The 15,204-nt window shown below is 68.5% G+C and carries 14 protein-coding genes; 8 read left to right on the top strand and 6 right to left on the bottom strand.

What is annotated here, in order from left to right; translation table 11 throughout:
- Positions 1 to 224: 224 nt before the first annotated feature.
- The 6 genes from AB0C15_RS32405 to AB0C15_RS32380 form a co-directional block, all read right to left on the bottom strand.
- Positions 225 to 992 carry a hypothetical protein gene (locus AB0C15_RS32405; RefSeq protein WP_357358541.1) on the bottom strand — a complete coding sequence of 256 codons (768 nt, stop codon included), beginning with the start codon at positions 990 to 992 and terminating at the stop codon, positions 225 to 227.
- Positions 993 to 1,369: 377 nt separating this feature from the next.
- Complete coding sequence (locus AB0C15_RS32400; protein ID WP_357358539.1) at positions 1,370 to 2,434, bottom strand: polyprenyl synthetase family protein; 1,065 nt, start codon at positions 2,432 to 2,434, stop codon at positions 1,370 to 1,372.
- Positions 2,435 to 2,449: 15 nt separating this feature from the next.
- Positions 2,450 to 3,331 carry a methyltransferase domain-containing protein gene (locus tag AB0C15_RS32395; protein ID WP_357358536.1) on the bottom strand — a complete coding sequence of 294 codons (882 nt, stop codon included), beginning with the start codon at positions 3,329 to 3,331 and terminating at the stop codon, positions 2,450 to 2,452.
- Between the two features lie 38 nt (positions 3,332 to 3,369).
- Positions 3,370 to 4,407, bottom strand: coding sequence for an alcohol dehydrogenase catalytic domain-containing protein (locus AB0C15_RS32390; RefSeq protein WP_357358534.1), 1,038 nt, complete (start codon positions 4,405 to 4,407; stop codon positions 3,370 to 3,372).
- Positions 4,407 to 5,621 (bottom strand): acetylornithine transaminase, encoded by a 1,215-nt coding sequence (locus AB0C15_RS32385; protein ID WP_357358532.1) that lies wholly within the window; start codon positions 5,619 to 5,621, stop codon positions 4,407 to 4,409. Before AB0C15_RS32385 ends, AB0C15_RS32390 begins: the two co-directional genes overlap by 1 nt.
- Positions 5,622 to 5,864: 243 nt before the next feature.
- A complete protein-coding gene (locus tag AB0C15_RS32380; protein ID WP_357358530.1) occupies positions 5,865 to 6,746 on the bottom strand; it encodes a bile acid:sodium symporter family protein in 882 nt (293 codons plus the stop codon).
- A 290-nt stretch (positions 6,747 to 7,036) separates the two neighbouring features.
- On the opposite strand from AB0C15_RS32380, the gene AB0C15_RS32375 reads away from it, so the two are divergent.
- The 8 genes from AB0C15_RS32375 to AB0C15_RS32340 all read left to right on the top strand — a co-directional run.
- Positions 7,037 to 8,122, top strand: a complete 1,086-nt coding sequence (locus AB0C15_RS32375) for a polyprenyl synthetase family protein (RefSeq protein ID WP_357358527.1) — start codon at positions 7,037 to 7,039, stop codon at positions 8,120 to 8,122.
- Positions 8,119 to 9,690, top strand: coding sequence for a prenyltransferase/squalene oxidase repeat-containing protein (locus AB0C15_RS32370; protein WP_357358525.1), 1,572 nt, complete (start codon positions 8,119 to 8,121; stop codon positions 9,688 to 9,690). Before AB0C15_RS32375 ends, AB0C15_RS32370 begins: the two co-directional genes overlap by 4 nt.
- A complete protein-coding gene (locus AB0C15_RS32365; protein ID WP_357358523.1) occupies positions 9,674 to 10,627 on the top strand; it encodes a hypothetical protein in 954 nt (317 codons plus the stop codon). Before AB0C15_RS32370 ends, AB0C15_RS32365 begins: the two co-directional genes overlap by 17 nt.
- 44 nt (positions 10,628 to 10,671) lie before the next feature.
- Positions 10,672 to 12,030, top strand: coding sequence for a cytochrome P450 (locus tag AB0C15_RS32360; protein ID WP_357358521.1), 1,359 nt, complete (start codon positions 10,672 to 10,674; stop codon positions 12,028 to 12,030).
- On the top strand, positions 12,027 to 12,233 hold the full coding sequence (locus AB0C15_RS32355; RefSeq protein WP_357358519.1) for a ferredoxin: 207 nt from the start codon (positions 12,027 to 12,029) through the stop codon (positions 12,231 to 12,233). The genes AB0C15_RS32360 and AB0C15_RS32355 overlap by 4 nt, the downstream gene beginning before the upstream one ends.
- A 19-nt stretch (positions 12,234 to 12,252) precedes the next feature.
- Complete coding sequence (locus tag AB0C15_RS32350) at positions 12,253 to 14,040, top strand: 1-deoxy-D-xylulose-5-phosphate synthase (RefSeq protein ID WP_357358517.1); 1,788 nt, start codon at positions 12,253 to 12,255, stop codon at positions 14,038 to 14,040.
- Positions 14,041 to 14,055: 15 nt separating this feature from the next.
- Positions 14,056 to 15,027: a 4-hydroxy-3-methylbut-2-enyl diphosphate reductase gene (locus AB0C15_RS32345; RefSeq protein ID WP_357358515.1), complete on the top strand. Its 972-nt coding sequence runs from the start codon at positions 14,056 to 14,058 to the stop codon at positions 15,025 to 15,027.
- A 1-nt stretch (position 15,028) separates the two neighbouring features.
- On the top strand, positions 15,029 to 15,204 hold a 176-nt coding region (locus AB0C15_RS32340), incomplete at its 3' end, for a flavodoxin-dependent (E)-4-hydroxy-3-methylbut-2-enyl-diphosphate synthase (RefSeq protein ID WP_357358543.1).

Genomic DNA, 15,204 nt, shown 5'->3' with positions numbered 1-15,204 from the left:
GATCGTCGTGGTCGACTGCGAAGGCGACCCCAACGACATCGACAACTCCAAGCTCGTCTTCCGCGGCTCGGACAAACCCGTCGCCGTCCCGGACGAGGTTCCGGACGTGGTCCCGGCAGACCTGATGGTCGACAACGGCAACAGCTGAACGATCTGAACGACAACGGCGGGGTGAGCCCTGAAGGGCTCACCCCGCCGTTGTCGGCGTTACTGTCCGATCCGGGTCAACGCGGACGAGACTCCTGATCGGCGAGAACGGCCAGCTCATCGGCGCCTACGGACTCGGCCGTCTTTGCCTCGTCCAGCCAGATCAGATAGCCGATCGGAGGACCGGAGCCGCCCCACAGGGCACCGGTGATGGTGGCCCTGGAGCCGCCGTCTGGATCCCGGAGCAGGCGGACCCGCGTACCCGGAGCATGTCCGTCGTCGGCGACGATGAGCAGCGCGTCGAGGATCTGCCGGACACCGATGAGCGGCAGGCCCTCCACGTACGGCTCCCCCGCGTAGCCCTCCCGGGGAGTCATCATGGTGCGAAACAGCGCGGCGAGTCGGATCGACTCTTGCCGGATCTGCCAGTCCGCGTTGCGTTCGGCGGCGGCCAGCGCCTCTTCGATCACCGACCACAGCTCCGCCGGCTCACGATCGAGCAGCCGCCGTGCCTCTCGGTCAAGTTCGGCGCACGCCATGTCGAGGGCCGTTTCCTCCCCCATCTCAGCGATCCAGACGAGGTCACCGAGAGCCGGCAGCAGCCCCGGCGACTCGGCCGCGACGACGACGTACAGCATGGCCAGGAGTTCCTGACGCCCTTCGCCGTGATAGAGCGGGCCGACACCGGTGCCGCTTCGTCCCCGCGTCGGCGGGAAGCGCTCGACGAGGTGATGGGCGCGACCATCCGGCAGTGTCGCGGCTCGCCGGTTGTCGCGCACCCGCTCGTCGAAGGACCGCTGTTCGCGACGTTTGATGATGAAATCGCGGTGCGGGTCGTGGCCCACCGGGTAGATGGTCCGTCCGTAGCTGGAGAGTGTCTCGCCTGGTTGCAGCCCGACCGCTTCAAGTTGCCGGGCCGCTACGGAGTACGGGACACCGGCACGGGCGGCTTGTGCCCGAATTGCCCGCTTCCGGGCGCGACCTGATCGGGGAGTCCGCCGGTTGTTCTGCTCATCAGTCATGACGCCTCCGGTGCAGCCCCACGCACTCCACCGAACAGGCGGCGTGGCCGGCACGCCGAAGACTCGTCACGTCTGCGCGGAGTCGAAGACTCTTGGCCCTGCATGTGGTCAGGCGTGGGCTGTCACACCGGGCGCGGGCAGGCGCACTGCCCGCGCCCATTCTATCGCGATCTGCTCATCGGCCAGGGGTACGTGGCCGACTAACCGCCAGCAACCATCGATACACCATGTCGCCCCAGGATCAACCGGAACAACTCGTCCATCCGCTGTCGTCCTGCCTCCGGCACATCGGACTCGGCAAGTTTGCCGATTGCCAGCGCCAGGTGCCGCGCCGACAACTCCTCTGCCTGCCGGCGGCCGCCGGCACGCTCGATCAGGTCCGCCTGGGCCTGCAGATGATCGGCCGTGGGCTGCCTGACCTGCTCACTCACCAGCCTGGCCAGGTCGATCGCCGCGGCGTTGCCCGCACGCAGCGCAAGAATGACCGGAATGGTCTTCTTGGACCTGACGAGATCGCTGCGGGCTGGCTTTCCCGTCGCGGCCGGATCGCCCCAGATGTCCTCCACGTCGTTGGCCATCTGCCAGGAGAGCCCGAGGTGCCGGCCGGCCTGACGCAGTGCGTCCACTGTCGCCGACTGCGCCCCGCCGAGTACCGCGCCGATCGCCGCCGCAGCCTCGAGCAACGCCGTGGTCTTGCCGCACGCCCGAAGATAGTGATCAGCGTTCACCTCGGAGGCGGACACTCGCTCCAGCGAGAGGTCGGCGGCCTGCCCATCGATCATCTGGTGCAGCGCCGCCAGCAGGAGATCGGCGGACCTCCTCCCCCGGGAACTCTCCGTCGATCGCAGGATGTCGAAGGCTGTGGCGATCAGCGCGTCGCCGGCGAGGGTGGCCATACCTGCCCCGAAGACCACCCATGCCGCAGGCCGCCCCCGCCGGAGCGCGTCGCCATCCATGATGTCGTCGTGCAGCAGCGAGAAGTTGTGGATCATCTCCACGGCGACCGCACCAGGGACCCCGGCGGTCGGCTCGGCACCGACCGCACTCGTCGACAGCAGGGTCAGGGTGGCCCGCAACAACTTTCCCGACTCGTCACTGACCGGCGTACCGTTCGCGGCCGACCACCCGAAGTGGTAGCTCGCCAACTGGCCAAGGTCCGGATGCAACCCGTCGACGGCGTCCCGTAGTCCGGCGGCCACCAGAGCACGGGCGCCGTCGAGGCCGGGGTCCGTGCTGGCCCGATGGTTCTGCTGGGTCAGGCTCATACCCACTCCCGCGCGTCAGCTGTTACTGGGGCCAAGAACCCGCTCGGCCGCGATGACCAGGTAGTTCAGCGAGTTGTTCCGGTAGCCGGAGAGGAACGGAGCTTCCACACCGGTCTTCAGGGCGCTGTACTCGCGCAGTTCCCAGTAGGGGATCGCCTCGGTGGTGAAGTCCAGGACACGGGACGGCACCAGACCGTTGTCTGCCAACGCCTTCAGATAGGCGCTGCGCTTGTGGATGTGGCACACGTAGTGCTCGTCGATGGCCGCCACGTCGTCCGAGTACTCGGCCACGGCGTCGTTCTGGCACCAGGTCACCAGCACGTAGCGGCCACCGGGACGCAGCAGCCGGGAGAACTCCGCGAACGTCTCGTTGAGGTCCACGTACATCGTGGTCTCGTTGCTCACGATGGCGTCGAACGCACCGTCCGCGAAGGGCGTCTTCGCCATGTTGGCGTAGTGGAAGTTGACCTTGTCAGCGCACTTGCGCTGCTCGGCCAACCGCTCGGCGAACTCGATGTGGTGGGTGCAGAAGTTGACCCCGTCCACCTGGCATCCGTACCGCTCGTGCACCATGAAGCTGGTACCGCCGCGGCCCGATCCCGCGTCCATCACCCGCGCACTCGGCGCCAGCCCGTCGAGGGCGTCCAGGACCAGACTGACCTGCTCGTTCTCCATCCGGTGCATCTCCCGCAGGATGAGCCGCTCGCGGTCCTCCGGCGGGGCCTGCAGCAGGCTGCGGTTGAAGTCACCGACCGCGTAGTGGTGGTGGTACAGGCCGTCCATCGCTCCCAGGAGGAGGTTGATGGGGTCGCTCTGCTTCTCCTCCCAGTGATCGTTCAGGTCCTGCTCGTAGTGATTACGTACGACCTCGTTCTTCGCACCGACGTCGATGGACATGTCAGTCTCCTCGTTCCTGAACGTTTCGTCCGCGTGGTTCACATACGGATGAGGGTCTTGAGCGCGCGGCGATCGTCCATCGCCGCGTAACCGTCGGGCACATCGACGAGCCCGACGGTGAGATCGAAGATCGGGGCCGGGTCCAGGGCGCCGGACAGGACATCGGGCAGTAGCTGCGGGATGTACGTACGGGCCGGTGTGATCCCCCCGGCCAACGTGAGGTTGCGGTCGAACATCGCCCGCAGATTCACGCCGCTCTGGCTGCCGTGCGGCACGCCGACGAAGCCGATGCGACCACCCGGGGCGGCAACCGCCATCGCGGCGGCCATGGCATCGGCGGTACCAACCGCCTCGATGACGCTCGGGAAACCACGACCGTCGGTCAACTCCCGGGCATGCTCGGCGACGGACGCAGCCTCGGCGAGGATCACGAAGTCGGCGCCGAACCGGCGGGCGACCCTGGCCCGGGAGCGGTGGTGAGCAAAGACCGCGATCCTGGCCGCCCCCAGTCGGCGGGCGGCCAGTACGGCACAGAGGCCGACCGCACCATCACCGATGACGACCACATCCGAGCCGGCCTGCACGCCGGCGCTGACCGCCCCGTGGTGCCCTGTGCACATGACGTCCGAAAGGGAGAGAACCGCGGGCATCTGGTCGTCGTCCAGCGCAGGAGGCAGCGCGACAAGCGTCGCGTCCGCAAACGGCACGGTGACCGCCTCGCCCTGCCCCCCATCTGCCCCGGGGTCCCCCCAGAACCCCTTGCGGGGGCAGGACGTCGGCAGACCCTCCTGGCAGTTGGCGCACGTACCGTCGGCCCAGACGAACGGAGCGAGCACCCGGTCGCCACGCCGCAGGGTCCGAACCTCGGCCCCGACGTCCTCGATCACCCCGGCGAACTCGTGGCCGATGCGCTGCCCGGGAAGTCGCGGAACCTGCCCGCGGTACGCCCAGAGGTCACTCCCGCAGACGCAGGCGTGGGTAACCCGGACCAGGGCGTCGGTGGCGGAACGCAGCGCGGCGTCGGGTACCTGCTCGACCCGGATGTCCCCCGGCCCGTGGATCGTCGTCGCGCGCATCAGCCCACCTCGGCGGGGGCGGCAGCGGTGAGAATGCCCGGCAGCGCGGTGACGAACGATCGTGCCTCGTCGGCGGTGAGAATAAGCGGCGGCGACAGTCGCACGACGTCCGGCTGCACGGCGTTGATGAGGAAGCCGGCCTCCAGTGCGGCTGCCTCAGCGCGCACGCCGTGCGGCCCGGCGAGCAGGACCGCCAGCCAGAGGCCTCGACCGCGGACGCCACGCAGCAGCGGATGGTCGATGCCGGTGATGCCGTCGTGCAGTACGGCGCCGATGTTCTTCGCGTTCGACAGGAGATCGTCCTGCTCGATGACGTCAAGCACGGCCAGCGCGGCGGCGCAGGCTACCGGGTTCGCGCCGAACGTGGAGCCGTGGTCGCCCTTGGCGAAGACCGAGCCGAACCTGCCGAGACCGACACAGGCGGCGATGGGCAGCCCACCGCCGAGCCCTTTGGCGAGGGTGAGCACATCGGGACGAACGCCAACGGCGAGGTGGTGGAACCACTCCCCGGTCCGGCCGATCCCGCTCTGCACCTCGTCGAAGACAAGCACGGCCCCGGTCTCGTCGCAGCGGCTCCGAGCTGCCCGCAGGTAGTCGGCAGCGCCCTCGACGACACCCGCCTCGCCCTGGATCGGTTCGAGGAAGAGTGCGGCGCAGTCGGGGCCGACAGCCTCGTTGAGCGCCTCGGTGTCGCCGAACGGCACGAACCGCACGTCGATGCCGAATGGGGCGAACGGCTCGCGGATCGCCGGCTTGCCGGCAAGCGCGAGCGAGCCCATCGACCGGCCGTGGAAGCTCTGCAGTGCAGACACGACGTAGGAGCGCTCCTTGCCCGCGTACCGGCGGACCAGCTTCAGGGCCGCCTCGTTGGCCTCGGTACCCGAGTTCGCGAAGAAGACCCGGCCGGTGCCTCCGAGCAGGTGAAGCAGACGCTCCGCGAGCAGCACCTCCGGCTCGTGCAGGTAGAGGTTGGAGATGTGGGCGAGCCGCCCGACCTGCCGGCTCACCGCTTCGACCAGTGCGGGGTGGGCGTGCCCGAGCGCCGAGACGGCGATGCCGGCGATGAGGTCCAGGTAGTCGCGGCCGTCCACGTCCCACACCCGGCTGCCACTTCCGTGTGAGATCGCCACGGGCGGCGTTCCATAATTGGGCATGAGGGCGTCGTCGAATCGACGTCGGAGTTCCGACCCCTTGGGTAATGCGTCAGAAGCCATCAGCGAAATGTCCTCTTCTCGATCAGACGACGCCCGCGCGAAAAACCGCCCGACAATTATTTCCGCTTGACCTAGAACGACCAATCGTCCCGCCCCAGTCGTGACAGCAGCCATATCAGCACATCGAATTGAGGGGCCGCAACCCTTCCCCATGGATTGCCCTGGAGCGATGCACATCGCGTCGTCGGGACATTCCTTCTTCGTGACACCGACGTCCACAAGAGCGGCACGACGGCGAGATCCTCAGACCGGAACCGGCACTGACCGTCGACGATTGATCAACCAGACGACGAGCGCGGCGCAGGGCACGGTGACCATCGCGTAGATGACCCCCGGTATGGCGATCTCCGGATTGCCGAGCATGCCGGGGTCCAGCGCGATGGTGACGGCGAGCGCGCTGTTGTGCACACCCACGTCCATGCCCACCGCCACGGCCTGCGGTCCCTCGACCCCGAACAGGCGGGGCACGGCGTAGCCCATGGTGAGACTGAGCAGGCAGAACAGCGTGGCCGCCAGCCCCACCCGGCCGAACTGGTCGACGAGCTGGTCCCGCTCGCGCAGCACCGTGGCCACGGCGATGAGCACCAGGAACACGACCGAGACCACCCGGATCACCGGGTCGAGCCGCCGTGCGACGTCGGCGCTGCGGGCCCGCACGGCCAACCCCACCAGCACCGGCAGCAGGATGACCAGCAGCAGGCGGATGACCTCGGCGGCGCCGAGGCCGGCACGGCCGACCTCGCTGGGCTGGAAGTACGCCAGCGCGAGGTTCACGATCACCGGCAACGTCACCACGGACAGCATGGTGTTCACCGCCGTCATCGTGATGTTCAGGGCGACGTCACCACGGGCCAGGTGGCTGAAGAGGCTCGCTGTCGTTCCCCCTGGCGAGGCGGCGATCAGCATCATGCCGACGGCCAGTTCGGGGGGCAGGTCGAGGACGACGACCAACCCGAAGCACAGCATCGGCAGGACGAGCAGTTGGCAGACCAGCCCACAGACGAGCGCCCTGGGCCGGCGCAACGCCGACGTGAAATCGCCAAGGGTCAGCGTGGTGCCGAGCCCGAACATCAGCACTGCGATGACAAGCGGCAGCAGAACCCCGGCCAGCGGTGGCAGGGTCATGATTCACCTCCGGTGATTATCTGACGCGTTCGGATCACCGGAGACTGACGTATGTTCCTGCCGTTGAAAAGCCCTACGATCGACACCCTCCGCATCAACATTCGTAGCGCCGATGTTGACATCGGCAACCTTGCCGGCCCGGAATAGGCGCCGGTAGGGTCATCAGGGCCGAGGAGCCGGACAACCCATTCACGGCGACATCCCGGCAGGAGCCATCCTCATTCATTCCGCGCGCCGAAAATACGGGGCGACGCGGGCCGGAAAATGATTTGGAAGGACCCGCTGAACACATGGTGACCATCGAGGTCGGAATCGGCCGGGAATCCCACACGCTGTACTCCGAGATGCGCCGCTCAGTCGACGAGGCGTTGCGCGCCTTCTTCGCCGACAAGGCCCGGATCGCTGCCGGGTCGGGACTGGCCGACATGGTGGAGGCGCTGCGCGACTACGTCCTGGCCGGCGGCAAACGTCTACGACCGCTGCTCTGTCTCTGCGGGTGGCAGGCGGCGGGTGGTACGCCGCAGCACCCGGCCGCAGTGGCCGTCGCCGCCTCCCTCGAACTCTTCCACGCCTTCGCGCTCATCCACGACGACATCGTCGACAATGCGGCGGTACGCCGTGGGCATCCATGCCTGCACGTCACGCTCGTCGGGCACGGCCGAAGCGACGATCCGGCCCGCAACGTCAGGTTCGGTCTGGACAGCGCCATCCTGCTCGGCGATCTGGCCATGGTCTGGTCGGACGAGATGCTGCACTCGAGCGGCGTGACCCCGGTCCAGATGCGGGCCGTACGGCCCATCCTCGACCAGATGCGGACCGAACTGATGTTCGGCCAGTACCACGATCTGTTGAGCAGCCACAGCCCGCCCGACGTCACGACCGCCCTCACCGTGGCCAGCTACAAGAGCGGCCGGTACACCGTCCAGCGGCCGTTGCAGATCGGCGCGGCGCTTGCGGGCGCCGACGAGTCGCTCCTCGCCGCGTGCACCGCGTTCGCGCTACCCATCGGCGAGGCGTTCCAACTCCGGGACGACCTGCTCGGCATCTTCGGTGACCCGAAGAACACGGGCAAGTCCACCCTGGACGACCTTCGCGAGGGCAAGGGCACGGTGTTGTTGGCGATCGCTCTGCGCGACGCCGATCGCGGGCAACTGGCGGACCTGACGGACCTGGTCGGCAATCCGAACCTCGATGAGGACGGCGCCGAGACCGCCCGCCGCATCCTGCTCGCCACGGGTGCTCCGGCGAAGGTCGAGCGCCTGATCGAAGAGCGGCTTCGTGAGGGCCTGGCCGCGCTCGACGGCTCCGAGTTCCACCCGGAGGCGAAGGCCGCACTTCGCGATCTCGCCCGGGCGGCGACGGTGAGATCCGCATGAGCATCACGCCGTACGCCACCACGACGACGCTGGCGGACACGCTGCTACGCGAAGCGGCTGCCGACGACTGGGCCCTGATCAGCCCATCCGTCTACGAGTGCGGCCGGATCGTCTCGGATGCGCCGTGGCTGGACGGGCACCCGGCCCGGTTGCGGTTCCTGCTCGCCGAGCAGGCCGCCGATGGCGGCTGGGGAGTGCCGGGTTTCCGGCTGGTGACCAGCCTGAGTGCCACCGAGGCACTGCTCACGGCCAACCGTCGCGGCCTCGGACAGGATCGGGAAGTACCAGTCGACGCACTGACCTCGGGCGCCATCGCCGGTGTCCAGGCTCTGCGCAGATGGCTCGACCACGACGAAACCCCACTGCCGGACCTGGTCGCCATCGAGGTGCTGGTTCCCCGGCTGATCGACCTGATCAACGACCACCTGGGGCAACTCGGCGAGTCCGCGGACCCGGCACTGGCCGAGGCGGTCCGCGGCGGCACACTCCGTACGCCCACCGCGACCGCACCGGAGACGCTCGTCCGGCTCCGGGGCGCGACGGCTGCCGGACTCCCGGTCCCGCCGAAGCTCTGGCACAGCTGGGAGATCATCGGGTCGGAGCGGCCGGCGGACCCGGCCGTGGTCCCGGTGTCCGGCAGTGTCGGCTGTTCACCCGCGGCCACCGCAGCCTGGCTGGGTGCGCGCCCGGAGTCATCCCACCCGTCCCTGCGCTACCTGAACGCGGTGCAGTCGCGCTCGGGCGGCCTCTTTCCCGTCGGCGCGCCGATGCCGCACTTCGAACGCTCATGGATCATCAACCTGTTCCATGTGCACGGCGTGGCGTGCCAGATCCCGGAGTCCGTACTGGATTCGCTGGAGTCGGCGCTGGGCGTCGACGGCATCGCCGCCGGGGACGGCCTCCCGGTCGACGCGGACGACACGGCGTCGGTGCTCTGGGCCTTGGACGCGCATGGCCGGGTCCACGACCTGGACCCGCTGCTGCACTACTACGACGGCACCCGGTTCTTCACCTACCCGGATGAGCGCACTCCCTCGCCGACGGCGAACGCGCACGCGCTGGAGGCGTTGGGGCAGCGCATCGGGCGTAGGGCCGATGACTCGGGCCGGTACGAAGCCCCGGCGCGGGCCGCTCGGGACTGGTTGATCGGTGCCCAGGCGAGCGATGGCAGCTGGAGCGACAAGTGGCACGGCTCCCCCTTCTACGCCACGGCGACCTGTGTCAACGCCTTGGCCACCTACGGCGGTCCGCAGGCCCGGCCGGCTATCGAACGGGCCGTCGAGTGGATCCTCGACACCCGGCAGGGCGACCGGTGGGGACACGGCCGCGGGACCGAGGAGGAGACCGCGTACGCGGCCTGGATCCTGGGCCTGAGCAACTCCGTGGAGAACCGCGCAGAGATCCGGTCGGGTCTGGCGGCCGCGCGCGAAACGCTCGTCGGCGCTGAGGTCACCGAGCGCACGCCCGCGCTCTGGATCGGCAAGGACGTCTACACCCCGGTACGGATCGTCCGGGCGACATGCCTCGCGGTCCTGCACAGCCTGAATAGGGATGATCATGATAACTGAGACCCTGCTGCTGCCGTGCCCGTTCCCCGACCGGTCGCATCCCGGCGCGGGCATTGCCGCCGACCACGTCCGGCAGGTCGCCGCCGAGATCGAGTTGACCGGCCCGTCCAGCGCGAAGGTGCTGCACGGAATCGCCCTCGGCGAGGCCGCGGCCCTCACCTACCCGGACACGGACCAGGAGCGACTACAGGTCGCAACGCTCTGGATCGCCTTCCTGGTCCTGTTCGACGACGCGTGGAGCGATCTCGTCGAGATCGACGGAGACTGGCGCCAGCGGGTGCTGGCCGAGCACGCGGTCATCCGCGAGGTGTTGGATGGGCGACCGGCCGGGCCTGCGGACGGGCCCCTGGTACGGCTGCTCCAGCGGATCCTCGACGAGATCAGGGGCATCGACCCGAGCTTCGACACGTCCCGCCTGCGAGGGGAGATCAGCAACTATCTCGCCGCGACGCTGTGGGAAGTGGAACTCCGTAGCCGGGGCCTGATCCCCGACCTGTCGTCCTACCTGTTCATGCGCCGGGTGTTCAGCACCATGACGGTGCAGGTGGAACTGGACTACTTCGTCGACCGGCTCCACCTGCCCGAGCCCGTCCGGCAGCACCCGTGCCTGCGACTGGTGGACGCCGCCGTCGCCGACTACGGGTGCATAGCCAACGACCTCTACTCCCTCGACGCGGAGCGACGCGCCGGAGTCACCTCGAACATCGTGATCATCCTGGAGCACGAGTACGGCTGGACCGAGGAGCGGGCCCTCGCGCACGCCGTACGCCTCGCCGAGCAGGCGCTGGCCACCTACCAGGAGGTCAGCGCGGACCCCGGGCGCTTCGGGCTGCCGGACAACGAAGCCGTACGCCGCTACCTCCACCACTACGAGTCCTTCATGTCGGCCGCGGTCCGTTGGCCAGCGCGATCGGCGCGTTACCGCAGCCAGAGCTGACCGGGCCACCTCGTCGGTGGTCATCGCGAAAGGCAGGTATCTCTGTGTCCGTCACCATGCACAAGTCGCCTCGACCACCCCGCCTCCCGGCCGGACTTCCCCTCCTCGGTCACGGCCTCCAACTGCTTCGGCGGAGGCTGGAGTTCCTGCAGGAGGCTCGCCGTCACGGTCCGGTGGTACGCGTCGGGCTCGGCCCCTCCACCGCCTACCTGGTCAACGATCACACCCTGCTCCAGCAGATGTTGGTGAAGGACGCCGCACTGTTTCCCCGTGGCATCCACTTTCGCAAGGCACGCGCGGTGGCCGGTGACGGGATCATCACCGCCGAGGGACCGCCGCACCGCCGGCAGCGCCGCCTGGTGCTGCCGGCGTTCAGCCGAAAGCGGGTGCACGGTTACAGCGACGTGATGCGCCAGATCGCGACCGAGCGGATCTCGTCCTGGCCGGAGGACGAGCCGATCGAACTCAAGCCCGAGTTCGTCTCGTTGGCCACGACGATCGGCACCCGAACCCTCTTCTCGACCGATCTCGGCGCCGCGGCCGTCTCGGTCATCGAACGAGCACTGCCCGTGCTGACCCGCGGCGTCAGTCTGCGGGCCATGGATCCCACCGGACTTGTGGAACACCTGCCGTTGCCGGCGAACCGCCGCTTCGAGGCCACCATGCGGGAACTCCACCAGGTCATCGACGGGATCATCGCCTCCTACCGTGGGACCGAGCAGCAGGGCGACGACCTGCTGTCGCTACTCATGGTGGCGACGGACGAGGGTTCGGGCCAGGGGATGACCGACCTGCAGCTGCGCGACGAGGTGATCAGCATCCTGCTCTCGTCCGCCGAGACGACCGCGTTGACCATGAGCTGGGCGTGCCACGAACTCGGTCAGCATCCCGAGGTCTTCCGCGCGCTGCGGGAGGAGATCGACCGGGTCCTGCCCGACGGCGAGGCCCCCCGGCACGAGCAGCTGGCCGATCTGGAACTGACCCGCCGGGTGGTGAAGGAGACGCTGCGGCTGTATCCCCCGACCTACTTCCTCTCCCGCAGCGCTGCGGCGGACGTCCGTCTCGGCGACCACCTGATCCCGCGCGGCAGTACGGTCCTGTACTCCTTCTACTCACAACACCGCGACCCGAACCTGTTTCGTGATCCGAACACCTTCGATCCGGACCGGTGGCTGCCGGAGCGTGCGGCCGACGTCACCGTCGAGGCGTACATGCCCTTCGGCGAGGGAGCCCACCGTTGCGTGGGTGAGGGGTTCGCCTGGGCCGAGGCCATGACCTCACTCGCCATCATCGTGGGCCAGCGCGACCTGAGGCCGGTGAACGGCGCGGCGGTGCGGCCGACCGGAACGGTCACGCTGATGCCCCACGGCCTGTCGATGGTGCTACCGAGGCGAAAGCAATGAGCGCGAACCACAGGGTGCTGGTGGACCGCGTCGCCTGCATCGGCGCCGGACAGTGCGTGATGCACGCGCCGGACGTCTTCGACCAGGACCTGGACGGCGTAGTCATGATCAGGACCACCCAGGCCGACGGCGAGGTGTGGGAGGACGTCCTCGAGGCGGCGACCCGGTGCCCGGTGCAGGCCATCACACTGCCGGGCGCATGAGCCAGAGAGGGGGAGATCCGTGCTGACGGATATCCACACGCCAGAGGACCTCAAGGAGTTGACCCCGGCGGAGCTCACCAGTTTGAGCGCGGAGATCCGCGACTTCCTGGTGACCGCGGTTACCCGAACCGGTGGTCATCTCGGCCCGAACCTCGGTGTCGTCGAGTTGACGATCGCGCTGCACCGGGTGTTCGACTCTCCGCACGACTCCCTCCTCTGGGACACCGGACACCAGGCGTACGTGCACAAGCTGCTCACCGGCCGGCAGGACTTCTCCCTGCTGCGGCAGCGCGGTGGTCTGTCCGGCTACCCGAGTCGCGAGGAGTCTGATCACGACATCATCGAGAACTCGCACGCCTCGACCGCGCTCTCCTACGCGGACGGCATCGCGCGGGCACGGCAGATCCGCGGCGTACGTGATCGCAGTGTCGTCGCGGTGGTGGGAGACGGTGCCCTCACCGGCGGCATGGCCTGGGAGGCACTCAACAACATCGCGGGTGCCAGCGACCGGCCGGTGGTCATCGTCGTCAACGACAACAGCCGCTCGTACTCGCCGACCATCGGCGGTCTCGCACGGCATCTGTCCGCGCTGCGCAGCCGCTCCCCGGTCGAAGGGACGTCGCCACTCGACGCACCGATCCTCTTCGCGCAGTTGGGTATGCAGTACATCGGGCCGGTCGACGGTCACGACATCGCCGCCATGGAGGAGGCGCTGACCACGGCGCAGTCCCTCGGTGCGCCGGTGGTCGTGCACTGCGTGACGCGCAAGGGGTACGGGTACCCGCTGGCCGAGAGCGACGACCGGGACTGCTTCCACGCCATCGGAGTGATCGACTCGCTGACCGGACGGCAGTTGAAGGCGTCGGCACCGAGTTGGACCTCGGTCCTCGGCGACGAACTGGTCCAGATCGGTGCGGAGCGTCCCGACGTGGTGGCGGTGACCGCAGCAATGCTGCAACCGGTCGGCCTGCAACCCTTCGCCGAGAAGTTCGCGGACCGGATCATCGACGTCGGCATCGCCGAGCAGCACGCGGCCACCTGCGCCGCCGGGCTGGCCGCGGCCGGGCTGCACCCGGTCGTCGCCATGTACGCGACATTCCTCAACCGGGCGTTCGACCAGTTGCTGATGGACGTGGCCCTGCACCGTGCCGGTGTGACGTTCGTCCTGGATCGGGCCGGGATCACCGGTGACGACGGGCCGAGTCACAACGGCATGTGGGACCTGTCGGTGCTGCACGTCGTGCCGGGACTGCGGATTGCCGCGCCGCGCGACGGCGCCCGGCTGCGGGAGCTGCTGCGCGAGGCGGTGGCGGTGGCGGACGCACCGACGGTCGTCCGCTTCCCCAAGGGCGCCGTGGCGCAGGACATCGCCGCCGTCGAACACGTCGACGGAGTCGACATCATCGGTCGATTCGGTTCCGCACAGGACCTGTTGCTGATCGCGGTCGGGGCGATGGCCGAGACCTGCGTCGATGCGGCCAGGCGGCTGGCCGAGCAGGGGATCGGGGTGACGGTCGTCGACCCACGGTGGGTGCGGCCGATCAACCCGGCGCTGCTCGACCTCGCCCGGACGCACCGGCTGGTCGCCACGGTCGAGGACAACCTGAAGGTGGCAGGGGTCGGTGCCGCGTTCGCGCAGGCGGCAACCGACCAGGGCATCGAGGCGCCGTGCCTGACCTTTGGCATCCCCACCGCATTCCTGACGGTGGCATCGCGATCACATCTGCTCGACGAGATGGGGTTGACCTCGGAAGGGCTGGTTACGAGGCTTCGGCGACACATCGCCGACCGGCTGTTGGTTCAGTAGAGGGGCGATGCGGAGATGGACGTCAAAGAGAAACGAGTCCTACTGGCGAACCCCCGGGGCTACTGCGCCGGGGTGGAGCGTGCGGTGCAGACCGTGGAGAAGGCGCTCGAGCTGTACGGCCCGCCGATCTACGTGCGCAAGGAGATCGTGCACAACCGGCACGTCGTCCAGGCACTGACGGAGCAGGGGGTCGTCTTCGTCGAGGAGAACGAGGAGGTGCCGAGCGGAGCGACAGTGATCTTCTCGGCGCACGGGGTGGCTCCCGACGTGCACGAATCGGCCTCCGCGCGGTCGTTACGGGTCATCGACGCCACCTGCCCACTGGTGACGAAGGTGCACAACGAGGCGCGCCGGTTCGCGGCCGAGGACTACGACATCCTGCTCATCGGCCATCAGGGGCACGAGGAGGTGTTGGGCACCGCCGGCGAGGCTCCCGCCCACATCCAGGTCGTCGACACCCCTGACGATGTCGACGCGGTGACGGTACGTGACCCGGAGCGGGTGGTCTGGCTGTCGCAGACCACGCTGTCGGTCGACGAGACCCAGCAGACGGTGGAGCGGCTTCGTGACCGCTTCCCGTCTTTGAAGTCGCCACCGAGCGATGACATCTGTTACGCGACGCAGAACCGGCAGGAGGCCGTCAAGGCCATGGCCGCCGAGTGCGACGTGATCATCGTGGTCGGATCGCTCAACTCGTCCAACTCCCAGCGGCTGTGCGAGGTGGCCGTGGAAGCGGGGGCAGGTGCCGCGTACCTGGTCGACTTCGCACACGAGATCGCGCCGGAGTGGTTGCGGGACGCCTGGACGGTCGGCCTCACCGCTGGTGCCTCCGTCCCGAACGAGCTGGTGCAGGACGCACTCGAGTGGTTGCGCGAGCGAGGCTTCGGCGCTGTCGAGAACGTCACGACCGCGGTGGAGAACACCGTCTTCGCACTGCCGCAGGAGCTGCGCGCGGCGCTGCGCCCGGGCCCGGAGCGGGAGGCCTGAGGTGACAGCTATCAGTCTCGGTATGCCCGCTGTGCCGCCTCCGCCGCTTGCTCCTCGTCGGGTGAGTCGTCAGATCATGGTGGGTTCGGTGCCGGTGGGTGGTGGTGCGCCGGTGTCGGTGCAGTCGATGACCACGACGCTGACGTCGGATGTGAATGCGACTCTTCAGCAGATCGC

The organism is Micromonospora sp. NPDC048835 (genome assembly GCF_040649995.1).
In the GTDB taxonomy this organism is placed as follows: Bacteria; Actinomycetota; Actinomycetes; order Mycobacteriales; family Micromonosporaceae; genus Micromonospora.
The sequence above is the reverse complement of the archived record's forward strand: the minus strand, read 5'-3'. Positions and strand labels throughout refer to the sequence as shown.